The 24,769-nt window shown below is 70.2% G+C and carries 21 protein-coding genes and 5 tRNA genes; 19 read left to right on the top strand and 7 right to left on the bottom strand.

Annotated features, from left to right (window positions below):
• Positions 1 to 11: 11 nt before the first annotated feature.
• Positions 12 to 1,295, bottom strand: a complete 1,284-nt coding sequence (locus DEFCA_RS0118205) for a nickel-dependent lactate racemase family protein (RefSeq protein WP_025324426.1) — start codon at positions 1,293 to 1,295, stop codon at positions 12 to 14.
• On the opposite strand from DEFCA_RS0118205, the gene hrpB reads away from it, so the two are divergent.
• Positions 1,294 to 3,918 carry an ATP-dependent helicase HrpB gene (hrpB, locus tag DEFCA_RS0118200; protein ID WP_051463293.1) on the top strand — a complete coding sequence of 875 codons (2,625 nt, stop codon included), beginning with the start codon at positions 1,294 to 1,296 and terminating at the stop codon, positions 3,916 to 3,918. The two genes, DEFCA_RS0118205 and hrpB, sit on opposite strands and share 2 nt — an antisense overlap.
• Before the next feature lie 243 nt (positions 3,919 to 4,161).
• Here the strand turns inward: hrpB and DEFCA_RS0118195 are convergent, their stop codons facing one another.
• Positions 4,162 to 5,007 carry an SDH family Clp fold serine proteinase gene (locus DEFCA_RS0118195; protein WP_025324424.1) on the bottom strand — a complete coding sequence of 282 codons (846 nt, stop codon included), beginning with the start codon at positions 5,005 to 5,007 and terminating at the stop codon, positions 4,162 to 4,164.
• A gap of 181 nt (positions 5,008 to 5,188) precedes the next feature.
• Between DEFCA_RS0118195 and DEFCA_RS21130 the strand changes: the two genes are divergently transcribed.
• The 3 genes from DEFCA_RS21130 (at position 5,189) to DEFCA_RS0118180 (ending at position 6,346) form a co-directional block, all read left to right on the top strand.
• A complete protein-coding gene (locus DEFCA_RS21130) occupies positions 5,189 to 5,452 on the top strand; it encodes an AbrB/MazE/SpoVT family DNA-binding domain-containing protein (RefSeq protein ID WP_051463292.1) in 264 nt (87 codons plus the stop codon).
• On the top strand, positions 5,449 to 5,859 hold the full coding sequence (locus tag DEFCA_RS0118185) for a putative toxin-antitoxin system toxin component, PIN family (RefSeq protein WP_025324422.1): 411 nt from the start codon (positions 5,449 to 5,451) through the stop codon (positions 5,857 to 5,859). Before DEFCA_RS21130 ends, DEFCA_RS0118185 begins: the two co-directional genes overlap by 4 nt.
• A gap of 67 nt (positions 5,860 to 5,926) precedes the next feature.
• On the top strand, positions 5,927 to 6,346 hold the full coding sequence (locus DEFCA_RS0118180; protein WP_025324421.1) for a secondary thiamine-phosphate synthase enzyme YjbQ: 420 nt from the start codon (positions 5,927 to 5,929) through the stop codon (positions 6,344 to 6,346).
• 711 nt (positions 6,347 to 7,057) lie between these two features.
• On the opposite strand, the gene DEFCA_RS21125 is transcribed toward DEFCA_RS0118180, so the two are convergent.
• The 3 genes from DEFCA_RS21125 to DEFCA_RS24475 form a co-directional block, all read right to left on the bottom strand.
• A complete protein-coding gene (locus tag DEFCA_RS21125; RefSeq protein WP_025324419.1) occupies positions 7,058 to 7,621 on the bottom strand; it encodes a GNAT family N-acetyltransferase in 564 nt (187 codons plus the stop codon).
• Positions 7,622 to 7,741: 120 nt separating this feature from the next.
• A complete protein-coding gene (locus DEFCA_RS0118165) occupies positions 7,742 to 8,596 on the bottom strand; it encodes a DMT family transporter (protein WP_025324418.1) in 855 nt (284 codons plus the stop codon).
• Positions 8,593 to 9,225, bottom strand: coding sequence for a methyltransferase family protein (locus DEFCA_RS24475; RefSeq protein ID WP_025324417.1), 633 nt, complete (start codon positions 9,223 to 9,225; stop codon positions 8,593 to 8,595). Before DEFCA_RS24475 ends, DEFCA_RS0118165 begins: the two co-directional genes overlap by 4 nt.
• 66 nt (positions 9,226 to 9,291) lie before the next feature.
• Here DEFCA_RS24475 and DEFCA_RS0118155 point away from each other — a divergent pair.
• Together DEFCA_RS0118155 and DEFCA_RS0118150 are read left to right on the top strand one after the other, a co-directional pair.
• Positions 9,292 to 9,389, top strand: a tRNA-Sec gene (locus tag DEFCA_RS0118155).
• Positions 9,390 to 9,579: 190 nt separating this feature from the next.
• Entirely contained in the window at positions 9,580 to 11,268 is a 1,689-nt protein-coding gene (locus DEFCA_RS0118150) for an acyl-CoA dehydrogenase family protein (RefSeq protein WP_025324416.1), read from the top strand.
• Between the two features lie 284 nt (positions 11,269 to 11,552).
• Here the strand turns inward: DEFCA_RS0118150 and DEFCA_RS24470 are convergent, their stop codons facing one another.
• Together DEFCA_RS24470 and DEFCA_RS21115 are read right to left on the bottom strand one after the other, a co-directional pair.
• A complete protein-coding gene (locus DEFCA_RS24470) occupies positions 11,553 to 12,737 on the bottom strand; it encodes an SIS domain-containing protein (protein ID WP_025324415.1) in 1,185 nt (394 codons plus the stop codon).
• Positions 12,738 to 12,742: 5 nt separating this feature from the next.
• Positions 12,743 to 13,126 (bottom strand): PilZ domain-containing protein, encoded by a 384-nt coding sequence (locus DEFCA_RS21115; RefSeq protein WP_025324414.1) that lies wholly within the window; start codon positions 13,124 to 13,126, stop codon positions 12,743 to 12,745.
• Positions 13,127 to 13,335: 209 nt separating this feature from the next.
• Here DEFCA_RS21115 and DEFCA_RS0118135 point away from each other — a divergent pair.
• The 13 genes from DEFCA_RS0118135 to DEFCA_RS0118075 all read left to right on the top strand — a co-directional run bounded on the left by DEFCA_RS0118135 (position 13,336) and on the right by DEFCA_RS0118075 (position 24,744).
• Positions 13,336 to 13,411, top strand: a tRNA-Lys gene (locus DEFCA_RS0118135).
• A 168-nt stretch (positions 13,412 to 13,579) separates the two neighbouring features.
• Positions 13,580 to 13,663 (top strand) — tRNA-Leu (locus DEFCA_RS0118130).
• A gap of 111 nt (positions 13,664 to 13,774) precedes the next feature.
• Complete coding sequence (tig, locus tag DEFCA_RS0118125) at positions 13,775 to 15,097, top strand: trigger factor (protein ID WP_025324413.1); 1,323 nt, start codon at positions 13,775 to 13,777, stop codon at positions 15,095 to 15,097.
• Positions 15,090 to 15,683 (top strand): ATP-dependent Clp endopeptidase proteolytic subunit ClpP, encoded by a 594-nt coding sequence (clpP, locus tag DEFCA_RS0118120; RefSeq protein ID WP_025324412.1) that lies wholly within the window; start codon positions 15,090 to 15,092, stop codon positions 15,681 to 15,683. The genes tig and clpP overlap by 8 nt, the downstream gene beginning before the upstream one ends.
• Before the next feature lie 33 nt (positions 15,684 to 15,716).
• A complete protein-coding gene (clpX, locus tag DEFCA_RS0118115) occupies positions 15,717 to 16,976 on the top strand; it encodes an ATP-dependent Clp protease ATP-binding subunit ClpX (RefSeq protein ID WP_025324411.1) in 1,260 nt (419 codons plus the stop codon).
• Between the two features lie 15 nt (positions 16,977 to 16,991).
• Positions 16,992 to 19,451 (top strand): endopeptidase La, encoded by a 2,460-nt coding sequence (lon, locus tag DEFCA_RS0118110; RefSeq protein ID WP_084319446.1) that lies wholly within the window; start codon positions 16,992 to 16,994, stop codon positions 19,449 to 19,451.
• A gap of 82 nt (positions 19,452 to 19,533) precedes the next feature.
• A complete protein-coding gene (locus DEFCA_RS0118105; RefSeq protein ID WP_025324409.1) occupies positions 19,534 to 19,806 on the top strand; it encodes an HU family DNA-binding protein in 273 nt (90 codons plus the stop codon).
• 13 nt (positions 19,807 to 19,819) lie between these two features.
• Positions 19,820 to 19,896: transfer RNA gene (locus tag DEFCA_RS0118100), tRNA-Val, on the top strand.
• A 27-nt stretch (positions 19,897 to 19,923) separates the two neighbouring features.
• Positions 19,924 to 20,000: transfer RNA gene (locus DEFCA_RS0118095), tRNA-Asp, on the top strand.
• A gap of 203 nt (positions 20,001 to 20,203) precedes the next feature.
• The gene (gene groES, locus DEFCA_RS0118090; RefSeq protein WP_025324408.1) at positions 20,204 to 20,494 is read left to right on the top strand and encodes a co-chaperone GroES; all 291 of its coding nucleotides are present in this window, start codon (positions 20,204 to 20,206) and stop codon (positions 20,492 to 20,494) included.
• A 44-nt stretch (positions 20,495 to 20,538) separates the two neighbouring features.
• A complete protein-coding gene (groL, locus tag DEFCA_RS0118085) occupies positions 20,539 to 22,161 on the top strand; it encodes a chaperonin GroEL (protein ID WP_025324407.1) in 1,623 nt (540 codons plus the stop codon).
• Positions 22,162 to 22,381: 220 nt separating this feature from the next.
• Positions 22,382 to 23,866 carry an ATP-binding protein gene (locus tag DEFCA_RS19890; RefSeq protein ID WP_025324406.1) on the top strand — a complete coding sequence of 495 codons (1,485 nt, stop codon included), beginning with the start codon at positions 22,382 to 22,384 and terminating at the stop codon, positions 23,864 to 23,866.
• A gap of 497 nt (positions 23,867 to 24,363) precedes the next feature.
• Positions 24,364 to 24,744 (top strand): response regulator, encoded by a 381-nt coding sequence (locus DEFCA_RS0118075; protein WP_025324405.1) that lies wholly within the window; start codon positions 24,364 to 24,366, stop codon positions 24,742 to 24,744.
• Positions 24,745 to 24,769 lie beyond the last annotated feature (25 nt).

Genomic DNA, 24,769 nt, shown 5'->3' with positions numbered 1-24,769 from the left:
GCTATCCGGCCTCAGCGGTTCCCGGCCAGCCGCAGGATCACCATGGGCCCGTCCGGGACCACGGCCCAGCGGGCGTGGGGGCCGTGGCGGGCCAGCAGATCCCGGATCCCCTGGGCCACGTCGGCCACGGGCCGCAGGTGGAACCGCTCGAGCTCCTCGGGCGCGAGCCCCTCGGTGTGGATCCACACGTTGCGCTCCACCACCACCTGGTAGGTCTCCTGGGCGCACCACTGGTCGGGCACGAAGAACTCCCTCCTCATCAGCCGGTCCAGGAACGCGCGGGGGGTGTCCACCATCTCCAGGATCCTCCGGTACTCGGCGCTGCCGGCCCCCTCGGGGCACCGGCTGGCGATGAGGATGTCGCCCCCGGGCTTGACCACCGGGGCCGCGCCGGTCATCCCCTTCACGGTCTGGTACAGGTTGCAGTCGAGCGGGGCCCCGGCGTTCGTGGTGACGATGAAATCGAGCGGCCCGTCCACCTCGCGCACGCAGTGGCGGGCGAGGAACGAGCATCCCTCCCGGTGGGCCTCGACGGGATCGCCCGAGAACACCCCCGTGACCCGCTTGGACGTGTCGAGGGTCACGTTCACGACGAAGTCGGCCCCCACCATCCCGAGCACCCGAAGGCCGGCCTCGTGGAACGGGTTGCCGTCGAGTTTGCCGTACACCGTGCCCGGATGGGCCACCATCTCCGGCCCGTGCATGTGCTGGAGCGTCTCCAGGCCCGAGATCCCGGGAAGCAGGGACTTGCGGCCCCCCGAGTACCCGGCCCACATGTGGGGCTCGATGAACCCGGTGAGCACCTTGCACTCGGCCTCCACGTAGTGGCGGTTGATCCACACCGGCACGTCGCCGTCGAGCCGCCCCACCTCCACCAGGTCCTCGGCCGCCCGGCTGCGGTGGTCCACAACCCGGTAGCGGTCCAGGACCTCCCGGCCCACCAGCCGCTCCCGCTCCTCCGGGGTGCTGGGCCGGTGCATGCCCGTGGCCACCAGGATCAGGGTCCGCTCCCGGGGCACCCCGGCCTCCTCCAGGGTGCGCAGGATCGGCCCCAGGAGCACCGGGTTGGGCACCGGCCGGGTGATGTCGCTGATCACCACGCAGGCGCTGCCCCGACCGCGGGCGATCTCGGCCAGGGGCCGGCTGCGGATCGGCCGGGCGAGGCTCCGGGCCACGGCCCCGGCCGGGTCGGCCAGCGGGCCGGGCTCGGAAGGGGTGATCACGCCCTGGAACCCGGGCGTGGGCTCGATCTCGACCGGAAGCCCTTGGGTGCCGTACTTTAGGACGACCTTCATGCTCCACCTCCCACGGGATCACAGGAACGTGAACGCGCACCAGGGTACTCCAGCGCCGGCTCCGGGCAAAATCGCCCTGCCCATCGACCCCCACCTGCCCGAGCTGTGCGCGGCCCTCTCGCGGCGGGGCGCCGCCGTGGTGAAGGCTCCGCCGGGCTCGGGCAAGACCACCCGGATCCCGCCGGCCCTGGAGGCCGCGGGGCTGCTGGCCGGGGGGGCCTGCGTGGTGCTGGAGCCCCGGAGGGTGGCCGCCCGGGCCGCGGCCCGGTGGGTGGCCCGGGAGAACGGGTGGGCGCTGGGGCGGGAGGTGGGGTACCAGGTGCGGCACGACCGGTGCGGCACGGCCGCCACCCGGATCTGGTACGTGACCGAGGGGGTGCTCGTATCCCGGCTCCAGGCCGACCCGGAGCTGGCCGGGGTGGGCGCGGTGGTCCTCGACGAGTTCCACGAGCGCAGCCTCGAGGCGGACCTGGCCCTGGCGTTCCTCCGGGAGGTCCGAGAGGCCCTGCGGCCCGACCTCAAGGTGGTGGTGTGCTCGGCCACCCTGGACCCCGGGCCCGTGGCGCGGTTCCTGGGCGCCCCGGTCCTGGAGGTGCCGGGCCGGCCGCACCCGGTGGAGATCCGGTACCTGGACCGGCCCGACCCGGATCCCCTCCCCCTGCGGGTCGCCCGGGGGGTCCGCCGGGTCTGGTCCCACCGGCCGGAGGGCCGGGGCGACGTGCTCGCGTTCCTGCCCGGGGCGGCCGAGATCCGGCGCACCGCCTGGGCCCTGGAAGGCTGGGCCGCAGACGCCGGGGCCGACCTGGTTCCCCTGCACGGGGACCTGCCGGCCGAGCGGCAGGACGCGGCCCTGGCGCCGGCGGCCCGGCCCCGGGTGATCCTGGCCACCAACGTGGCCGAGACCAGCCTGACCCTGCCCGGGGTGCGTACCGTGGTGGACTCGGGCTGCGCCCGGGAGCTTCGCCACGACCCCGCGACCGGGATCGACCGGCTCGAGACCGTCCCGGTGAGCCGGGCCAACGCGGCCCAGCGGGCCGGCCGGGCCGGCCGCCTGGGCCCCGGGCTCGCTCTCCGGCTGTGGACCCGCCACGACGACCGGGCCCGGCCGGCCGAGCCCCAGCCCGCGGTCCGACGGGAGGACCTGGGCCGGGCCGTGCTGGAGGTGCTCGCGTGGGGCGCACCAGACCCTGCCGCGTTCGGGTGGTTCGAGGCCCCGGATCCCGCCCGGCTGGAGGCCGCGGTGGAGCTGTTGAGGCTGCTCGGAGCCGTTGGATCCGACGGCCGGATCACCTCCCTGGGCGAGGCCCTCCGGAGGCTCCCCCTGCCGCCGCGGCTGGCCGCCCTGGCCCTGGAGGCGGCGCGGCAGGGCTGCCCCTGGCGGGGGGCCCTCGCCGCGGCCCTGCTGGAGGAGAGGGACGTGGTGGCGGCCGGCCGGGCGTTCGGCAGGGGGCACGAGGCACCCACCGGCCCCTCGGACGTGCTGTGGCGGATCGAGCTGCTGGAGGAGGCCCACCGGGCCGGGTTCCGGCCGGAACGGCTCCGGGCCCTGGGCCTGGAGCCCGGGGCGTGCCGGGCGGTGTGGCGCGCGGCCCGGCAGATCCGCCGCCTCGTGGGCAACCCCGGCCCCGCTGGGGAGCCGAACGGACCGGACGGGCTGCTGCGGGCCCTGTGGGCCGCGTTCCCGGACCGGGTGGCCCGGCGGCGGAAGCCCGGGGCGGAGCGGTTCGTGCTGGCCGGGGGTCGGGGCGCCCGGCTCGACCCCCGCAGCGGGGTGCGCCGGGCCGACTGGGTCGTGGCCGTTCGGCTCGACGCCGGGGGCCGCGGGCAGCGCTCCGAAGCCACGATCCGATGGGCGAGCGAGGTGGACCCGGCCTGGCTCCGGCACCACCCCGGGACCCGGACCCGCACCGAGACCCGGTACGATCCGGCCTCCCAGCGGGTCGTCGCGGCCGAGGTCACCGCCCACCAGGGGCTGGTGCTTCGGGAGAGGCCCGCGGCCCCGGACCCGGCGGAGGCCCTGGAGCTCCTGGTGCCGGTGGTGCGGGAGGACCCGGAGCGGCTCCTGGGCCTGTCCGGCGAGGCCGCCCGGCTGGTGGCCCGGTGCCGGTTCCTGGCCCGGGCCCTGCCCGGGGCGGGGTTTCCGGCCTGGGCCGCCGGGGACTGGGAGCGGCTCCTCCGCCAGGCCGGCTGGGGGGCCCTGTCGCTCGCGGACCTCCGGCGCACGGACTGGGCCGCGGCCATTCGGGGGTTTCTGGGGTGGGAGGCCGTGCAACGGCTCGACCGGGACGCGCCCGACCGGATCCAGGTCCCCAGCGGCAGCCGGATCCGGGTCGAGTACCCGGACGGCGCCGATCCCTTCCTGCCGGTGAAGATCCAGGAGGTGTTCGGCTGGGCCGAGGCGCCGAGGGTGGCCGGGGGCCGCGTGGCCGTGGTGCTGCACCTCCTGGGCCCCCACGGCCGCCCCCTGCACGTGACCCGGGACCTGGCGAGCTTCTGGGAAAACGTGTACCCAGAGGTGCGGAAGGAGATGCGGGGCCGCTACCCCAAGCACCGCTGGCCCGAGGACCCGTGGACGGCCGCGCCGTCCCGGAGCACCGTGAAGCCCCGGGCCCGGCGCGGCTGACGGCCCACGGACCAGCGTCACATTTCCGACGTTTCGTTCTTTTCCCAAGGGGTTGGGCTGGGGGCCCCTCCTTCGCTGAACGGCCTCGCAGGGGCCGCCTCGGCGCGGTCCGCTGCGGCGCGTGAGGGCACGCGCCGCGGCCGCTCCCCTGGCGCCGGGCGGCCCGGCTGCTCGGCCGTCGCGCTTCGTCGGAGCCCCCAGCCCAACCGCCGCAATCCGCGTACGTTTTTGCGAAACGGAACACTAGCCCTGGGCCTTGTCCCCGCCGTTCCGGCCCTCGCGGTGCCGGGGCACCGGCAGGTACTCCACCGACGGCACCCGCCGCACCGGCTGGGGAAAAAGCCCCATGAGCTCGTAGATGGGGTTGGGCATCTCGGTCGTGACGTTCAGCCCCAGGTCCCGGGCCTCGTCGCAGGTGATGGGGTGGTCGTGGGTCCAGGTACCGGTGGACAGGATCTCGGCCAGCTCGTCCACCTTGTCCTGGGGGTACTTGCCCTCGAGGAGCCCCCGCACGCTGTCGCGCACCTGCCGGATCGCCTTCTGGGCCACGTCGGCCAGGATCAGGGTCTGGTCGTCGATCTTCTCGGCCGGCTTTTGCTCCAGCACCTTCAGGATGCTCGCGGCCGGCTGCTGGCCGAGCTGGGGATCCACCGGACCCAGCACGGCGTGCTCGCCCATCACGATCTCGTCGGCCGCCAGGGCGATCAGGGTTCCGCCGCTCATGGCGTAGTGGGGAACGAACACCGTGGTCTTGGCCGGATGGCGGGCGATGGCCCGGGCGATCTGGTACGAGGCCAGCACCAGCCCACCCGGGGTGTGGAGCACGATGTCGATGGGCACGTCGGAGTCGGTCATCTGGATCGCCCGGATCACCTCCTCCGAGTCGTGGATGTCGATGTACCGGAACACCGGGAACCCCAGCACGCTCATGGTCTCCTGGCGGTGCACCATCAGGATCACTCGGGATCCCCGCTCCTTCTCGATCCGGGCGATCAGCCGCTTCCGGGCCGCTTCCACCATGCGCTGGCGAAAGAGCGGTTGGAGGGCCGAGGCCATGAAGAAGATCCAGAACAGGTCCAACGGGCTCATGGGCGGGCTCCTTTCCGTTCCGGGGGAGTCTTGAGGGGCTCCAATATGGACCCGGTATCGGGGTTCGTCAAAGTCGGAGTCTCCGGGGCAGGGCGGCGCTTGACCCGGCCCATGGGCGCGGCTAGGCTTTCTTACTGGTAAGCAAACCAGGCGTGCATCGCGCGCCTCCAAGGAGGATTCCATGAGTCGTTTGGCAACGACGCGGCTGTCCTCGAAGGGGCAGGTGGTGATCCCAGAAGCCATCCGAAAGGCCCTGGGCCTCCGGCCCGGCACGGAATTCGTGGTTGTCGGGAAGGGGGATGCGGTGGTGCTCAAGACGATCACCCCGCCAGATCCCGACGAGTTCGACGAGATCATCGCCGAGACGCGGCGCCAGGCACGGGAAGCCGGGCTGACGCCGGAGGCTGCGCGGGCGATCGTCGACGAGGTGCGGCGGGGGGTATGAGGGTCGTCGTCGACACAAACGTCGTGGTCTCGGCCGTGTTTTTCGGGGGCGTGCCCCAGGCGATCCTCGACGCGTGGCGCGATGGGAGAATCGAGATCGCGGTGTCCGAGGAGATCCTGACGGAGTACGAGGCGGTTCTCCGGCGCATCGCCGCGCGATACCCCTCGATCAACCCGGAGCCGGTTCTCCGCCTTCTGGCCTCCAAGACAATCCTCGTCGAACCGGCCTGCGGCGAGCCCAGGGTCTGCGCGGACCCTCACGACCTCAAGTTCATCGAGGCGGCCCTTGGGGGAACCGCAGAATTCATCGTGAGCGGCGACCGTCACCTGCTGGCGGTTACCGGGATCCCGGGAATCACAGTGCTGCGACCCGCGGCGTTCATAGACCGCCTCGGCGCCTCGGAGTAGATTCGGGCGCGCAGAGCTTCCCCGGCCGCACCGTCCCCTGGAAAGACGCGATCGAAGGAGAATCGAGGTGAAAAGCTACCGCAAGGAACTCTGGTTCCAGACCCCCACCCGCCGGGCGTTCCTCAACATCACCCCCCAGGTCGAGGCCTGCCTGGAGGAGAGCGGCATCCGGGACGGGCTGTGCCTGGTGAACGCCATGCACATCACGGCCTCGGTGTTCATCAACGACGACGAGCCCGGGCTCCACCAGGACTTCGAGCGGTGGCTCGAGGGGCTCGCGCCCCACGAGCCCCTCAGCCGGTACCTGCACAACCGCACGGGCGAGGACAACGGCGACGCCCACCTGAAGCGCACGGTGATGGGCCGGGAGGTGGTGGTGGCCGTGACCGACGGCAGGCTCGACTTCGGGCCGTGGGAGCAGATCTTCTACGGGGAGTTCGACGGCCGCCGCCGCAAACGGGTGCTGGTGAAGATCATCGGGGAGTGAAGCGGATGCACCGCCATGACGAAGGCGCCGGGACCCATGTCCCGGCGCCTTCGTTACCTTACCCTACCCCCCCTCACGGCGTCGGGGCCATCTCGGTCGAGTCGGTCGAGTGGGTGGAGGGATCCCGAACCCGGAGCCGGCTCCTTTGCTGATCCGCCCTGCCGCTCCCGTCCCTTAACCTTTTTTGCTGGCGAGTCATATCCCCGCGCTGGCCCCCCATCGTGCCGCGCGCGGAGCCCTGCATCCCGAAGGCGGCACCTGCCGGGCTTCCTCCCCCGAACCGGCCGCCCCTGCCGCCCCGCGCCTCTGCCGTCGCCGAGAACCCGGCCAACAACGCCACCATCGCCAACGCTACGATTCCCTTGCGCATCGTCCTCTCCTTTTCCGAGAAGGGGGTCAAAATGACTTCCATGCCCCTGTAGACGCGGCTGGGGGGGAAGGGTTTACCTCAGGCCCCTGGGGGGCCGTCTAGAGACTCGAAACTAGAGACTGGAAACTGGAAAAAACCGGGGACTTCGGACCGTGAGGTGAAGGCGAAGAGGCGTGTCGGTTTACGGAGCATGCTGAAACCCGGGAGGTCTTCAAGCCTCCCAGCTTTCCAGCCTTCAGGCGGGCCGAAGGCCCGAAGTTCCACGCCGGGTCGATGAACGACAACGGCCCTCCCGTTGCGGTGATCCGGGAGGGCCGTTTCCTCGTCGTGGGGCAACGCGCTTAGAACGTGTACTCCTCGGGCTTCTTGAGGCGCTTGATCATCAGGGCGATATCGTGGGTCACGCCGTCCTTGCGCATGAAGTAGTCGTCCAGGGTGCAGCGCAGATCGAACCCGAGCCGGCGGAACGCCTTGACCACCTTGGCGTGATCGAGGATCACCTCGGCCCTCAGGAACCACAGGCCGCGCTTCTTGCACACGTCGCACATCTCCAGGATCATCTTGCTCCCCAGCCCCACCCCCCGGAAGTCCTGGGCCAGGAAGATCCGGATCTCCCCCACGTGCCGGGCGCTCTTCGTGCCCAGGTACACCGCGCAGTCGCCCACGATGCGACCGTCGCAGAACGCCACCAGGGGCATCACCCGGTCGTAGTTCAGGTTGGCGATCCACCGCTCCACCACGATGGGCTCCTTGACCTCGTCCTTGAGGAACCGGGTGTCCTCCTCCGAGGCCTCGTGGAACAGGTCGAACAGGAGCTTCTGGTCCTCCTCCAGGAGGGGTCGCAGCAGCACCCGCCGGCCGTTGTTGAGCGTCACGAACTTCCGGAACACCGCGAAATTGAACATTGCCTTCCTCCCCGACGGAACGCCGAACCGAAACGACCGACCGGATGGGGCCGGACGGGCCCAAAACCCGGGCCGCAGGGTACCAGACGGCCGGGGAAAGTCAAGCGGGCAAACGGCCCCTCAAAACGACGCCGCGATCAGCCCCACCCCCGCCACCATGACCGCCCCGCCGAGCAACCGTCGCCGCCACCCCCGCTCGGAGAACACCACCCCGCCCAGCAGGATGGACCAGATCACGCTCGTGCGCTTGACCGCGATCATGTAGCTGGCCGGCGCCAGCCGGATGGCGGAGAAGTGGGCCAGGATCATGGCCGCCGAGAACAGCCCGACCAGCCCCAGGGTCAGGGGCCGCGAACGCCCCGGACGCCCCGCCCCCCGCACGGCCCAGGGGGTGAGGCAAGCGGTGAGGATCCCGTAGTACACCAGCCCGAAGGTCACCGGGTCCGAGGCCAGGACCGCCACCTTTCCCAGGGCTGCGGTCACGCTGTACAGGGCCGCCACGGCCAGCATCAGCACGCTGCCCCGCTCCCGGCCCAGGGCCCGAACCGGGTCGAGCCACCCCATGCCCGGCTCCAGGTGGAGCAGGTAGCCGCCCGCGCACACCAGCGCGATGCCGCCGTATGCCGGAGCCGCAGGCACCTCGCCCAGGATCCACCGACCGGTGAACACGAGGAAGGCGGGGGTGAAGGCCAGATACGGGGCGGTGAGCCCGAGGGGCGACAGCCGAAGGGCCCACTGGTACAGGAGGGCGGCCGCGATCTCCAGGGGCACCGCCGCCGCAAGCGTGGGCCAGAACGCGGGGACGGGCCGAGTGATCCCCGTCGCCAGGGCCACGGCTCCGAGCACCGGCAGGGCAAAGGCCGTGCGTACCCAGGCGACCCGAACCGCCGAGGCCCGCTGCAGGGCCTGCTTGGCGAACACGTCGGCCAGCGACCAGGACAGGGCGCTGGCCAGGGAGAGAAGGAGCCAGGTCACCCCTCGCCGCTCCGGGAGAACCGGGGGACGAACGCCGGGGTGCGGTGCCGGTAACGGCGGTAGGCGTTCCCGAAGGCCTCGAGCATCCGACGCTCCTCGTGTAGCGACCCCAGCCACAGGTACAGCGTGGCCGCCAGGGCGAACGCAAGGCCGTTCCAGGTCCACACGGGCTGGGCCCACACCACCACCGCACCGGCCGCGTACATGGGATGGCGCACGTACCGGTAGGGGCCCTCCACCACCAGCTCCCCAGCCTCCATGCCCGGCCCCGGCACGGCCTCCCCCCGGCGCCAGGCGCGGAAGTGCTCCCAGCCGAGGAACCGACCGAGCCCCACCCGCCGCACGCACACGGCGATCACCGCCAGGCCGGCCAGGCGAAGCGACCACAGCCCGGCCGCGGCCATCCCCCCGATCCGAACCAGCCCCCGGTCGGGCAGCGCCGCGATGCCGCGGAGCAGCACAATCAGAAGCGCCGTCGCCAGAACGTTGTAGGCCAGGCGGAACACGCCCCGGTACGCCGCCTCGCCCAGCACCCCGGCGGCGGCCCGCCGCACCGGAGCGGTGAGCAGCAGGGAGTGGAGCGCCCCGTAGGCCGCCACGGCCAGGAACGTAATCGCAAACCCCTTCACACGGTTGCCTCGCCTAATGCCCTTTGCGCGTTGACCGAAGCCCCCGGCACCCCTACAATGCGCCGCGGAGGTGGCCAGGGCACTGGTGGCTCTCCCGGACTTCAAATCCGGTGGGCGGCGTGAACAGCGTCGCCGGTGGGTTCGATTCCCATCCACCTCCGCCAACGAACATCGCACGGTTGCCCCGGGGCGGGCAACCCGGCTCCCAGGGCCCGGTCTGGCGAGGACCGGGCCCTGTTTCGTCCGGTCCCCGGGAGGAGGGCGGGCCCCCGCAGCCGGCCCAGCCGTTTGACCCGCACAGGGCCGGATGCTACAAGCACCCCCTGCGTTTTCGCTCTCCCGGAGGGTTTCCCCATGGCCGAGAACTTCTTCCTCGACAACCCCGAGCTCTCCTTCCGCCTGGGCCAGACCGAGCTGGCCGAGGCGGTGAGGCTTCGGGAAGCCGGCTTCACCCAGCGCGACCGTTTCCCGGAGGCCCCCGGGAGCTACGAGGAGGCCGTGGGCCTTTACGAGGCGGTGCTGGCCATGGTGGGGGAGCTGTGCGCGCGCAAGATCGCGCCCCGGGCCCGCTCGGTGGATCGGGAGGGGGTGCGGTTCGAGGACGGCCGGGTGTGCTACGCCGAGGGCACCCGCCAGAGCCTCGAGGAGTTCCGGCAGGCCGGGCTCATGGGAGTGACCCTGCCCCGCCGGTACGGGGGGTTGAACTTCCCCAACACCGTGTACTCGCTGATGATGGAGATGGTGGCCCGGGCCGACGCGAGCCTGCACAACCTGGTGGGCCTGCAGGAGATCGGAGAGACGATCCTTCGGTTCGGCTCGGACGACCAAAGGGAGAGGTACCTGCCCCGCCTGGCCTCGGGCGAGGCGGACGGGGCCATGGCCCTGACCGAACCCGACGCCGGCAGCGACCTGCAGGCCGTGCGCACCCGGGCCTGGCAGGACCCGGCCACCGGGCAGTGGCGCCTGAACGGCACGAAGCAGTTCATCACCAACGGCTGCGCCCGGATCATCCTGGTGCTGGCCCGGTCCGAGGAGGGCACCCGGGACGGCCGGGGCCTGTCCATGTTCGTGTGCGAGGCTGGGCCCCGGGTGCGGGTGCGCCGGATTGAGGAGAAGATGGGGCTCCACGGCTCGCCCACCTGCGAGATCGAGTTCGACGACGCCCCGGCCGAGCTGGTGGGGGCCCGCCGCCGGGGGCTCACCCGCTACGTCATGTCCCTCATGAACGGGGCCCGGGTGGGGGTGAGCGCCCAGGCCGTGGGCATCGCCGAGGCCGCCTACCGATCGGCCCGGGAGTACGCGGCCAACCGGCGGCAGTTCGGCCGGGCCATCGAGGAGTTCCCGGCCGTGTACGAGATGCTGGTGCGCTCCCGGGTCAAGCTGGCCGGGGCCCGGGCGCTCCTGTACGAGACCACCCGGTACGTGGACCTACGGGACGGGTGCGAGCGCTCGGGGGACCTGGCCGGCGCGAAGCGGTGGGACCGCATCGCCTCGGTGCTGACGCCGCTCACCAAGGCCTACTCCACCGAGGTGGCCAACGAGGTGGCCTACGACAGCCTCCAGATCCACGGCGGCAGCGGGTACATGAAGGACTACGACGTGGAGCGCCACTGCCGGGACGCCCGGGTCACGAACATCTACGAGGGTACCACCCAGCTGCAGTACGTGGCGGCCATGGGCGGGGTGATGAACCGGGTGCTCGATCCCCTGGTGGACCGGCTGGCTGCCCTGCCGTACCAGGGCCGGGCCCGGGACCTGGCCGAGGCCTTGGGCCGGGCCCGGGAGAATCTGGCCCGAGCCGTGGCCTACGTGGCCGAGCGCAGGGAGGGCGACTACCAGGACCTGATGGCCCGGCGGCTGTGCCACTCGGAGACCCTGGTGCTCACAGGGTACCTGCTCCTGAGGGACCTGCTGGCCGACCCCGGCCGGGAGGCCCTGGCCGAGCGGTTCGTGGCCGAGGCCGTGCCCCAGGTGGAGATGGACACGGCCGCGGTGTGCTCGGGCGACCGGTCCCTGATCGACCGGCGAGCGGAGGTGGTATAGGCTGGGAGGCTAGAAGGCTGGGAAGCTGGGAGGCTGGGAAGCCCCCTCAGGCCCCTGCGGGGCCGTCCAGAGACTAGAAACTGGAGACTAGAAACTAGAAAAATCTTTGGAACCTCGGCCCGTGAGTCGGGAGGGGGCGCTCCACCAGGCCTCTAGCCCCCCGAGATCATGAAGAAGAGGCGAAGTGGCGTGGCACTGCCTAAAACGCGTTGGAATCCGGGAGGTTTTCAAGCCTTCCAGCGTCCCAGCCTCCTAGCGTCCTAGCGGAAGTTACCTGGAAGCCCTCAGGCGTCGTCGCGCCCGGGAAACCCGCCGCCGGGTACGCGCAGCCTCGACCGGCGGATCATCCGGGTGGACCCGGCCACGTAGCGTTCCTCGTCCTTGCCGGCCCGGAAGCGATCGGTGTTCACGCCCCAGGCCCGGGCCACGGCCCGCACCCAGTGGGCCGCGGCGAACGGAAGCAGGATCCCCGCCACCCGCCCCCCCACGGCCGGGAGCCCCACCGCCCAGCCCGGCGCCTCCCCGGCTGGGGCCCAGGTGCACAGGGCCTGCACCACCGCCCCGATCTCCCCTTCCACCACCGGCACGATCTCGGCCACGCGCTCATACGTGGCCTCGTCGTGGACCAGGAACAGGACCAGGTCGCCGGGCTCGGTGGTGAGGTACCAGGTGTGGCAGAACTCCTCGATCTCCCCGTGGCCGGCGGGCACCACGAGCTCCAGGAACTTGTAGGCGGCGAACCGGGCGGCGGGCAGGCCCGGTCCGGTGCCGGCCACGGCGATCCGGCATCCCGGCCGGGCGGCCGCGGCCGCCCGCGCCCCTGCCGCGGCAGCGGCCTCGGCCGCAGGGCCCGCGACCCCAGGGAGCTCCCCCCACGCCTCTCCCCCTTCGCCGGCCCCCAGGGCCTGGCCCACCGCGACCAGGGCCAGCTGCATGGCCCCGAAGGTCTTGGTCTGGGGAACCGGTCGGTGGTACCCGGAGTACACGGCGGCCCGGGGGTTCTTGTAGTCCGTGCGGTCCAGCGCCTCCGGGGGGGAGGCCCCCAGGCAGAACACGGCGTCGGCCTCCCGGGCCAGGGGGGAGGCGGGGTGGTCGGTCAGACCGAGCACCCGGGCTCCACCGGCCCGGGCGCAGGCCACGGCCTCGAGGACCCTTGGGGTCTTTCCCGACACGCTCAACGCCACGAGCAGGGTGCCGGGCCCGAGCAGGTGCAGCCTGGCCCGGCTGAGCTCCATGGCCGAGAGCCCCCGCACCCGTAGACTGGGCTCCCACAGCCACTCGGCCCACTCGGCCGCCGCATGGCAGTCGCCGCACCCGGCCACCACCACCCGCTCGACCGGCCGCCCCCCCAGGGCGACCCCCACCGCCGCCCGGGCCTCGGCGAACCGGCCCAGCAGCGCACGCCAGACCCCGGGCTGCTCGGCCAGCTCCACCCCCATGGCGTCGGCCGGCGGGAACCCGGCGGGCACCCCCCTCACTCCCCGCCGGGATCTTCCCGACGGAACGCGGGCGCCAGGATCTCCTCCTCGATGCCGTCGGGGTCGGGTGCGTTGTACTGCACGAGCCGCAACAGGTGGGGGAACACCTCGGCAGGCACCTCCAGGAAGTCCAGGGCCACGCCGTCGCCCTCCACCCGCACGGCCCGGCACCGGATCTCGAGGTCCAGGGCGGGGTTGTGCGGATCCAGATGGATCCGAACCGTGCCCTCCTCCCCCTCGGCCGGCCGGGCCTCCCCCAGGGCCCAAACGTAGGCGCCCTTGAGGCTCACGTCCCGCAGCCCCCCCTGCAGCCGGCCCCCGGCCCACTCCACCGTGGCCTCCTTGCCGGTGCTCACCCGGGTCCGACGCCGTTTCTGCATTGCGCACCTCCTCGACACCTGAAAAAAACGCGGCCGAACCGGTTTCTGATCGGCCCCACGCCGAACGCACTTTACGTCGACCCCGGGGCCGTGGCAATCTTCCGGAGCCGGGGCCGCGGGCCTGCCGAACCGGGGACGGAAATTTCCTGGCGAAAGGGGCCTTGACAAACCCGTGGGGGGTTCGGTACCGTTCGCGCTTCCACAGTCGTGGGCCGTTAGCTCAACTGGTAGAGCAGCTGACTCTTAATCAGCGGGTTCGGGGTTCGAGTCCCTGACGGCTCACCACTTCGCAGGCGACGGGCGCCGCCCCGGTGGGGCGGCGCCGTTTACCATGCCCACCCCGTTCTCAGTTGCCCCACGATTTGGATCCGCGGGCCGTGGGCACGACTTCGGTATTGCGGCCAGCGGTGCATCGACCCCATCCCCCGCACGGGAAGACCAGACCGAATCCAGGCGAGAGTGGCGGAACTGGTAGACGCACTGGATTTAGGATCCAGCGGCTAGCCCGTGGGGGTTCGAGTCCCCCCTCTCGCACCATTTCGTTCCTCCGGATCCCGCGCCTCCCCCCTTGTGTCTCGTCGTTCACCGGCACGCCGGGCGACCCCGGGGACGGCCGGGTGTCTGCGCGCCCCTGAAGGAGATCAGCCCATGAAGACACAGGTCGAGTCCATCAGCCCCGTGAAGAAGCGTCTTTCGGTGGAGATCCCGGCCGACGAGGTGGCCCGAGAGGAGGAGGCTGCCCTCCGGGACGTCCGCCGCTCCGTGACCCTGCCCGGCTTCCGCAAGGGCAAGGCCCCGCTCTCCCTGATCCGGCGCCACTACGGTGAGCGGGTACGGGCCGACGTGATCGGCCGCCTGATCGAGGACACCTACCGGGAGACCCTCGTCAAGGAGCAGATCGTTCCGGTCTCGGACGCCGACATCCAGATCCAGTCCATGCCCGAGGAGGGCGCCCTCGCCTACACCGCCGTGGTCGAGGTACGGCCCGAGGTGGAGGCCCGCACGTACGCCGGCCTCACCCTGAAGAAGGAGAGGGTCGAGGTGGACGAGGCCGAGGTGGACGCCCAGCTGGAGCAGCTTCGCCGGCGCCGGGCCACCTACGAGCCGGCGCCCGAGGGGCACGAGGCCACGGACGGCGACATGGTGGTCATGGACTTCGAGGGCACCGTGGACGGCGAGCCGTTCGAGGGCGGCAGCGCCGAGGACCGGTCGGTGATCCTCGGCGCCGGGGTGCTGGTGGACGGATTCGAGGAGCAGCTCAAGGGCGCCAAGGCCAGCGAGGAACGCACCGTGGAGATCACCTTCCCCGAGGACCACTCCAACGAGGCCCTGGCCGGAAAGACGGCCAGCTTCCGGGTCACGGTGAAGGAGGTCAAGGTGCGGGTGCTGCCCGAGCTGGACGACGAGTTCGCCAAGGACGTGGCCGAGGTGGAGGGCCTGGAGGAGCTGCGCGACCGCATCCGCGACGAGATCCGCAAGGAGAAGGAGCGGGCGGCCGAGGGCCGGTTCCGGGATCGGCTGATCGACGCCCTCCTCGAGGCCAACCCCTTCGAGGTGCCCCCCAGCCAGGTCCAGTCCCAGCTCGAGTACACCCTGGCCCGGATGAAGGAGGACCTGGCCATGCGGGGCCTCGACCTCGCCCAGATCGGGATCGACGAGGCCCAGCTCCGGGACTCCCAGCGGGCGGCCGCGGAGCGCACCGTGCGGTGGGCTTACCTGCTCGGGGCCATCGCACGGGCCGAGGGCATCGAGATCACAGACGAGGACGTGGACAACCGCATCCGCGAGATCGCCGAGGCCGACGGCCGGCCGGTGTCGCTGGTGAAGAGCTTCTTCGAGCAGGAGGGCCGGATCGACGGCCTGCGCAACTACCTGCTGGAGCAACGCGTCATCGAGAAGGTCGTGGAGGGGTGCACCGTGGAAGAGGTGGACCCCGAGGAGATCGAGCGAGGGGAGACGGCCGATGAGTAACCTGATTCCGTTCGTGGTGGAACGCACCGGCCGGGGCGAGCGCGCCTACGACATCTACTCCCGGCTGCTCAAGGACCGGATCGTGTTCCTGGGCTCGCCCGTGGACGACGCCGTGGCCAACCTGGTGATCGCCCAGCTGTTGTTCCTGGAGTCCGAGGACCCCAAGGCCGATATCTTCCTGTACATCAACAGCCCCGGCGGGCTGGTGACGGCCGGCCTTGCCATCTACGACACCATGCAGTACGTTCGACCCGACGTGTGCACCCTGTGCCTGGGCCAGGCGGCCAGCATGGGGGCGCTGCTCCTGGCCGCCGGGGCCAAGGGCAAGCGCTGGGCCCTGCCCCACTCGCGGATCATGATCCACCAGCCCATGGGAGGGTTCCAAGGCCAGGCCACCGACATCGACATCCACGCCCGGGAGATCCTGCGGCTCCGGGAGGAGCTCAACCGGATCCTGTCCCATCACACGGGCAAGGACGTGGAGACCGTGGCCCGGGACACCGAGCGGGACTTCTTCATGGACGGCAGGCAGGCCCTTGAGTATGGTATCATCGACAAGGTCATCGAACGACGACCCGACACATAGAGGGCGATCCGGTCGCCCGGGAGAGGGCTAAACGTGAACCCCAGGAAAGGCAAAGGCGGGGGGCTGTACTGCTCGTTCTGCGGCAAGGGCCAGGACGAGGTCCGCAAGCTCATCGCGGGCCCGTCGGCCTACATCTGCGACGAGTGCATCACCCTGTGCAACGACATCATCGCGGAGGAGTCCGCGACGCCGGAGGGCCTGGGCGAGGAGCTGCCGTCCCCGGCCGATATCAAGGCCTTCCTCGACGAGTACGTGATCGGACAGGAAAAGGCCAAGAAGATCCTTTCGGTGGCGGTGTACAACCACTACAAGCGCATCCACTCCCCCGTGCGCAGCCGGGACGACGTGGAGCTGGAGAAGTCCAACATCCTGCTCATGGGCCCCACCGGGTGCGGCAAGACCCTGCTGGCCCAGAGCCTGGCCCGAATGCTCCAGGTGCCGTTCGCCATGGCCGACGCCACCAGCCTGACCGAGGCCGGGTACGTGGGCGAGGACGTGGAGAACATCATCCTGAACCTGCTGCAGAACGCCGACTACGACGTGGACAAGGCCTCCAAGGGCATCGTCTACATCGACGAGATCGACAAGGTGGCCAAGAAGTCCGAGGGTCCCAGCATCACCCGCGACGTGAGCGGTGAGGGGGTGCAGCAGGCCCTGCTGAAGATCCTGGAGGGCACCGTGGCGAGCGTGCCCCCCAAGGGCGGCCGCAAGCATCCCCAGCAGGACTACATCAAGGTCGACACCAAGAACATCCTGTTCATCTGCGGCGGCGCGTTCGTGGGCCTGGAGGACATCGTCGAGCAGCGCATCGGCAAGAAGTCGATCGGGTTCGGGGCCCAGGTGACCTCCCGGGCCGAGAAGCGCAAAGCCGGCATGCTCGACCTGGTGGAGCCCCAGGACCTCGTCAAGTTCGGGCTGATCCCCGAGTTCGTGGGCCGCATCCCGATCCACGCGGCCCTGCACGAACTGGACGAGGAGGCCCTGGTTCGGATCCTGACCGAGCCGAAGAACGCCCTGGTCAAGCAGTATCAGAAGCTCCTCCAGATGGAGGGCGTGGAGCTGCAGTTCACCGACGGGGCCCTGCGGGCCATCTCGGCCGAGGCCATGCGCCGCAACACCGGGGCTCGGGGGCTGCGGGCGATCCTCGAGTCGGTCATGCTCGACGTGATGTACGAGGTGCCCAGCCTCAAGAACGTGCGCGAGGTGATCGTCAACGAGGACGTGATCACCCGCAAGGAACGCCCCATCTTCTGCTTCGAGGAAAGCGAGGCCGGCCGGGTGGGCACGGCCTGAGGACAAACGACTCCCATGATGCAACGCTGGTTTGCCCGGGATCGGGCCCTGCCCCTGATCCCCCTGCGGGACGTGGTGGTGTTCCCCCACATGGTCATCCCCCTGTTCGTGGGCCGCGACAAGTCCATCGCGGCCCTGGAGGAGGCCATGGCCGGGGACCGGGACATCCTGCTGGCCGCCCAGAAAGAGGCCAAGATCAACGACCCGGAGCCCTCCGACATCCACGAGGTGGGCACGATCGGGGCCATCATCCAGCTCCTGAAGCTCCCGGACGGCACCGTGAAGGTGCTGGTCGAGGGCAAGCGGCGGGCCCGGATCCGCGCCTTCCTGTCCACCGACCGGTACTTCCTGACCCAGGTGGAGGAGCTGCCCGAGCCGGACCAGGAGTCCACCGAGGCCCGGGCCATCATGCGCACCGTGGTGGAGGGGTTTGCGGAGTACGTGAAGCTCAACCGCAAGCTCCCGTCCGAGCTGGTGGGCTCGGCCGAGACCATCGAGGAGCCCGGCCGGCTGGCGGACACGATCGCCTCCCACCTGTCGCTCAAGACCGCCGACAAGCAGGAGCTCCTGGAGACCGCCGACCCGATCCGCAGACTCGAGCGCCTCTACGAGCTGATGCGCGCCGAGACCGAGGTGCTGGAGCTCGAGCAGCGCATCAAGCGCCGGGTCAAGAAGCAGATGGAGCGGACCCAGAAGGAGTACTACCTCAACGAGCAGATGAAGGCCATTCAGAAGGAGCTGGGCGAGGGCGAGGACGCCCAGGCCGAGCTCCGGGAGCTGGCCAAGAAGATCGACGAAAAGGACATGCCCGACGAGGCCAAGGAGAAGGCGCGCAAGGAGCTCCAGCGGCTCCGGATGATGTCGCCGCTCTCGGCCGAGGCCACGGTGGTGCGCACCTACATCGACTGGATCCTGGAGCTGCCCTGGAACGAGCTGACCCAGGACAAGGTGGAGATCCCCGAGGCCCAGAAGATCCTCGACGAGGATCACTACGGGCTCAAGGAGGTCAAGGAGCGCATCCTCGAGTACCTGGCCGTGCTCAAGCTGGTGGGCACCACCAAGTCCCCCATCCTGTGCTTCGTGGGCCCGCCGGGGGTGGGCAAGACCAGCCTGGCCCGGTCCATCGCCCGGGCCGTGGGCCGGAGGTTCGTGCGCCTGAGCCTGGGCGGGGTGCGCGACGAGGCCCAGATCCGGGGCCACCGGCGCACCTACATCGGCTCCATGCCGGGCAAGATCCTCCAGAGCCTGCGCAAGGCCGGCAGCTCCAACCCGGTGTTCCTGCTCGACGAGGTGGACAAGATGAGCATGGACTTCCGCGGGGACCCGGCCTCGGCCCTGCTGGAGGTGCTCGACCCGGAGCAGAACGACACCTTCAACGACCACTACCTGGACCTGGACTACGACCTGAGCCGGGTGCTGTTCATCACCACGGCCAACTACCTGCCCAACATTCCCGAGCCCCTGCGCGACCGGATGGAGGTGATCCGGATCGCGGGGTACACCGAGCTCGAGAAGCTCGAGATCGCCAAGCGTCACCTGGTGCCCAAGCAGATCGAGGCCAACGGCCTGACCCCCGAGCGCATCCGGTTCACCGACGCCGCGCTCCTGGAGATCATCCGGCGCTACACCCGGGAGGCCGGGGTGCGCAACCTGGAGCGCATGATCGCCAAGGTCTGCCGCCGGGTGGCCAAGGCCGTGGTGACCGAGGGCCGGGACAAGGCCAAAACCCACCGCATCACCCCCTCGGTGGTCCACAAGTACCTGGGCGCGCCCAAGTACAAGTACGGGGTCAAGGAGGAGGAGAGCGAGGTGGGCTACGCCACCGGGCTGGCGTGGACCGAGACCGGCGGCGAACTGCTCGGGATCGAGGTGGCCCTCCTGCCGGGCAAGGGGAACCTCACGATCACCGGCAAGCTCGGGGACGTGATGATGGAGTCGGCCCGGGCGGCCGTGACCTACGTGCGCAGCCGGGCCATGCGGCTGGGGGTGGAGCGGGACTTCTACCAGAAGCTCGACATCCACATCCACGTGCCCGAGGGGGCCATCCCCAAGGACGGCCCCTCAGCCGGCATCACCATGGCCACGGCGCTGACCTCGGCCCTCACCGGGATCCCGGTGCGCCGCGACGTGGCCATGACCGGCGAGATCACCCTGCGAGGGAAGGTGCTGCCCGTGGGCGGTATCAAGGAGAAGCTCCTGGCCGCCCACCGGGGCCGCCTGACCACGGTCCTTCTACCCCAGGAGAACGAAAAGGACGTCGCCGACCTGGACCTGCCCCGCAACGTGCTCGCCGACCTCGACCTGGTGTACGTGGAGCACATGGACCAGGTGCTCGAGAAGGCCCTGGAGACCGGCGACCCCGAGGCGATCCTGTCCGGGCCCGGGCCGCGGGTGCGCACCGTGGAGGAGATCCTGGGCCTGCCGCCCGAGCCGGCCCCCCGGCTGGACGACGAAGGCCCGCGAGCCCTGCAATAGAGCCATTTTCCCCTTGACACCCCAACCGGCGCCCTGATATAACGCGCGCCTGTTCCTGGACCCACCAACAAGGAGGAAGGCCGTGACCAAGGCGGAACTGATCGAAGCCATGGCGGAGAAGGCCAACACGTCGAAGGCGGCGGCAAAGAGGTTCCTCGACGCGTTCACGGCCACGGTCACCGATGCGTTGAAGCAGGGTGACAAGGTGACCCTGGTGGGTTTCGGGACGTTCAGCGTGTCCGAGCGCAAGGCCCGCACCGGCCGCAACCCCCGCACGGGCGAGACCATCCAGATCGCCGGCGGGAAGACCCCCAAGTTCAAGGCGGGCAAGGCGCTCAAGGACAAGGTCGCCTGACGTCGCAGTTCCCAGGCGGATAGCTCAGTTGGTGAGAGCGCCGGCCTTACAAGCCGGAGGTCGCAGGTTCGACTCCTGTTCCGCCTACCAGAGCACAAACCGCATTCACCCGATTGCGGGGGCGTAGTTCAGTTGGTTAGAACGCCGGCCTGTCACGCCGGAGGTCGCGAGTTCGAGTCTCGTCGCTCCCGCCAGTTTTCGAGAAGGGCCACCCACCGGGTGGCCCTTTTTCTTTCTTGCCTCTTCGACGGCGTCGCCGCTCCCCCACTTTTTTTGCCCGTCCCCCCTTGACGCCCGCACACGGCCTGGTTATCTTTCGCGCCCGTTAGCACTCACCAGCGTCGAGTGCTACTTCGAACGGTCCGCAACACCCATACCAGCGCGAAGGAGGAAGCCGATGAAACTTCGACCCCTGCAGGACCGCGTGATCGTGAAGCGCCTCGAGGAGGAGGAGAAGACCGCCGGTGGGATCATCATCCCCGACACGGCCAAGGAGAAGCCCCAGCGGGGCGAGATCATCGCCGTGGGCCCGGGCAAGAAGAACGACGAGGGCAAGCTGCAGGCCCTCGACGTGAAGCCCGGCGACAAGGTGCTGTTCTCCAAGTACGCCGGCACCGAGATCAAGGTGGAGGGCGAGGAACTGCTCATCATGCGCGAAGACGACATCATGGCGGTGATCGAGGGCTAACCGAGAGCGCCGTCCCCATTTTCCCGTAGAAGGAGGAACCGACCATGGCAGCGAAGGAGATCAAATACGCCCAGGATGCGCGCGCCGCGATCCTCAAGGGTGTGGACACCCTGGCCAACGCCGTGAAGGCCACCCTCGGCCCCAAGGGCCGCAACGTGATCATCGAGAAGAGCTGGGGCAGCCCCACCGTGACCAAGGACGGCGTCACGGTGGCCAAGGAGATCGAGCTCAAGGACAAGTTCCAGAACATGGGCGCCCAGATGGTCAAGGAGGTGGCCTCCAAGACCTCGGACGTGGCCGGTGACGGCACCACCACGGCCACGGTGCTGGCCCAGGCCATCTTCCGCGAGGGCTCCCGGCTGGTGGCCGCGGGTCACGACCCCATGGACATCAAGCGGGGCATCGACGCGGCGGTGGAGAAGTGCGTCGAGAAGCTCCAGGGGATCTCCAAGCCGGTGAAGGACCGCAAGGAGATCGCCCAGGTCGGCACGATCTCGGCCAACAACGACGCCACCATCGGCGAGATCATCGCCGAGGCCATGGACAAGGTGGGCAAGGAGGGCGTGATCACGGTCGAAGAGGCCAAGAGCATGGAGACCACCCTGGACGTGGTCGAGGGCATGCAGTTCGACCGTGGGTACATCAGCCCCTACTTCGTGACCAACGCCGACCGCATGGAGGCGGAGCTCAAGGACGCCTACGTGCTGATCCACGACGGCAAGATCAGCTCGATGAAGACCCTCCTGCCCATCCTCGAGAAGATCGCCAACACGGGCAAGCCGTTCGTGGTGATCGCCGAGGACGTGGAGGGCGAGGCCCTCGCCACCCTGGTGGTGAACAAGCTGCGGGGCACCCTGCAGTGCGCCGCCGTGAAGGCCCCCGGGTTCGGTGACCGCCGCAAGGCCATGCTCCAGGATATCGCCATCCTGACCGGCGGCCAGGTGATCAGCGAGGAGGTGGGCCTGAAGCTCGAGAACGCCCAGCTCACCGACCTGGGCCGGGCCAAAACCGTGCGGATCGACAAGGACACCACCACCATCATCGACGGCGCGGGCAGCGCCGAGGCGATCCAGGACCGGGTGAAGCAGATCCGGGCCCAGATCGAGGAGACCACCTCCGACTACGACCGCGAGAAACTCCAGGAGCGGCTGGCCAAGCTGGTGGGCGGCGTGGCCGTGATCAACGTGGGCGCCGCGACCGAGGCCGAGATGAAGGAGAAGAAGGCCCGGGTCGAGGACGCCCTGCACGCCACCCGGGCGGCCGTGGAGGAGGGCATCGTGCCCGGCGGCGGCGTGGCCCTGGTGCGGTGCATCGACGCCCTGGACGACCTGAAGCTGGCCGACTCCCAGCTGGTGGGCGTGAACATCGTGAAGCGGGCCCTGGAGGAGCCGCTGCGGCAGATCGTGGCCAACGCCGGCCTGGAGCCCTCGGTGGTGGTGAACGAGGTGAAGGGCCGCAAGATGGCCGAGGGCTTCGACGCCTACAAGGAAGAGTACGTGGACATGCTCGAGGCCGGGATCATCGACCCGACCAAGGTGACCCGCACCGCCCTGCAGAACGCCGCGAGCGTGGCGGGCCTGCTGCTCACCACCGAGGCGATGGTGGCCGAGCTGCCCAAGGAAGAGAAGGCCCCGGCGGCTCCGGGTGCCGGCATGGACGAGTTCTAAGTCCTGCCCTTGAATCCGAGAAAGGCCTGTGGGCGGAGCGCCCACAGGCCTTTTCTTTTTTGCGCCTCTTATAATATTCTTACATCTAGAGCAAAAACTTCTTGAGCATCGGCTCAAGCGGAACAAACCCTCGGCCGATGAAACAAACCGGGTGTCCCCAGGACGGCGCCCATCGCCGCCCCGCCGGTGCCCCCCGATCCGCTTTCGGAGGCCCCTCTGCATGGCCCAGCCCCCAACCCATCCCTCCCCCGCCGGGACCGAGCCCGCTTCCCACTGGGCCCAAGCCGTGGTGGAGGCCACCGAGGACCTCGTCTACGTCTGCTCCGAAGACCTCACCGTGGTCTACATGAACCCGGCCTTGATCCGCCGGACGGGACGGGACGCCACCGGGGAACGCTGCCACCGGGTCCTCCACGACCTGGACGAGCCGTGCCCCTGGTGCGTGAACGACATCGTCATCGGCCAGAACCGCTCCCACACCTGGGAGGTGCAGAGCCCGGACGACGGCCGCTGGTACCACGTGGTCAACACCCCCATCCAACGGGACGGCCGGCGGTACAAGGTGGCCATCATCCGCGACATCACCGCCCGGCGGGAGGCCGAGGCCGAGCGGGAGCGCATGGCCCTGGCCGTGGCCCATGCCTCCGACGCCATCGTGATCGCCGACGGCCGCGGCCGGATCCTCTCGGCCAACCCCGCCTACGAGGCGATCACCGGCGTGCCCGTGGAACAGGCCCGGGGCCGACGGCTCGGCACGGTGTTGGAGACCGCCGATCCCGAGTTCGACCTGGAGGCGGCCCACCGCCAGCTGGCCGAGACCGGTCGGTGGCGGGGACGGGTGACGAAACGGCGGCCGGACGGCCGGGAGGTGATCCTCGACGCGGCCGCCACGAACGTGCGGGCCGAGGACGGCACCTTCCTCCACGGGGTGTGCATCTTCCGGGACGTGACCCGGGAGGTGGAATGGGAACGGGAGCGCGCCCGCACCGACCGCCTCCGGGCCCTAGGCACCCTGGCCGGGGGGATCGCCCACGACTTCAACAACCTGCTGATGGGCATCCTGGGCAGCGCGGAGCTCCTGGAGTCCGTGGTCCCCCCGGACGGCCCCGGCCGCAGGCACCTCGAGCGGATCCAGCAGGCCGGGGAGCGAGCCCGGGGTCTGGTGGCCCAGATCCTTCAGTTCTCCCGGTCGGACCCCGCCGGTGTCGAGCGGGCCGACCTGCGCACCGAGGCGGAGATGGCCGCGGACCTGCTTCGGGCGACCACCCCATCGGCGGTGGAGGTCAGCCTGCGGGTCCCGGACCGGCCGTGTCCGGTTTCCCTCGACCCGGCCCAGGCCCAGCAGATGGTGCTGAACCTGGCCACCAACGCGGTGAAGGCCCTGGGGCCCCGGGGCGGCCGGGTGGAGATCGAGGTGACCACCCGGGAGTTTCCCGAAGGGGACCCGGGGCTGCCCCCCGACCTGGCCCCCGGCCGGTATCACCGCCTGGCCGTGTCCGACACGGGATGCGGCATGCCCCCCGGCATCCTGGATCGCATTTTCGAGCCGTTCTTCACGACCCGGCCCGTGGGCGAGGGCACGGGGCTCGGGCTTTCGGTGGTCTACGGCGTGGTGCGGGCGGCGGGAGGAGCGCTGCGGGTTGAAAGCGAACCAGGCCGGGGTAGTCTGTTCGAGGCGTTCCTCCCGGCGGAACCACTACCCTAGGCCTTCGGCCTGCTGGGAGGCTGGAAGGCTGGAACGCTGGGAGGCCAAAGACCTCTCTTATCTCCCGGCACTTTAGGTGGGGCTGCGCGTCACAGCATCACAGCCCGGGGCATGGGGTCTGGGGATCAGAGGTCAGAAGACAGAGGCCGGTGGACAGATGGTGACCCAACCCCGTTGCTTTTGGCACAAGGCGCGGCATTTCGCTGGCTTCGGTCCGCTTCCAAGTAACTTCGGGCCTTCGGCCCGCTAGGCGGCTAGGCAGCCAGGCGGCTCTCGAGCCGCCGCCAGCGCTTCGGAGAGCATGGGGTCTGGTGGAGAGCCGCGTGCGGCTCCTTAGCTCGCCGCGCGGCGAATCTCATGCCCGGCTTCGCGCGCGGCCGGAAGCGGACCCCATGCCCCACCGCCGAGACTGCGCGGGGGTCGATGCAGGTTCCTTTTTCGCAAACGGGCCGCCCTCGCGGCCTACCGGAGCTTTCGATCACGAAGGAGGGAAGTCCATGGCCAAGATCCTGGTGGTGGAAGACGAGGAGCACGTGCGCGACGTGGTGCGCCAGATGCTCGAGCAGGCGGGGCACGAGGTCGAGGTGGCCGCGGACGGGGATCAGGCCATGGGGGTGTGGGAGCGGTGGAAGCCGGACCTGGTGTTCACCGACATCCTCATGCCCAACAAGGGGGGGCTCGTGCTCATCAAGGACCTGCGGGAGCGAGCTCCCCGGCTGCCCATCGTGGCCACCTCGGGCGGGGGCCGCACCGGAAAGCTCAACTTCCTGTCCACGGCCCGCACGTTCCGCGGGGTGGTCACCCTGAAGAAACCGTTCAGCCGGCGGGAGCTCCTCGACGCCGTCCACCAGGCCCTGGCCACGGCCGCACGGGCTTGACACGACCGCCGAGCCGTCCCTAGCA

Source organism: Deferrisoma camini S3R1 (assembly GCF_000526155.1).
Classification (GTDB): Bacteria; Desulfobacterota; Deferrisomatia; order Deferrisomatales; family Deferrisomataceae; genus Deferrisoma; species Deferrisoma camini.
Note: the sequence above shows the minus strand (reverse complement) of the source record. Positions and strands in the feature narration are given on the sequence as shown.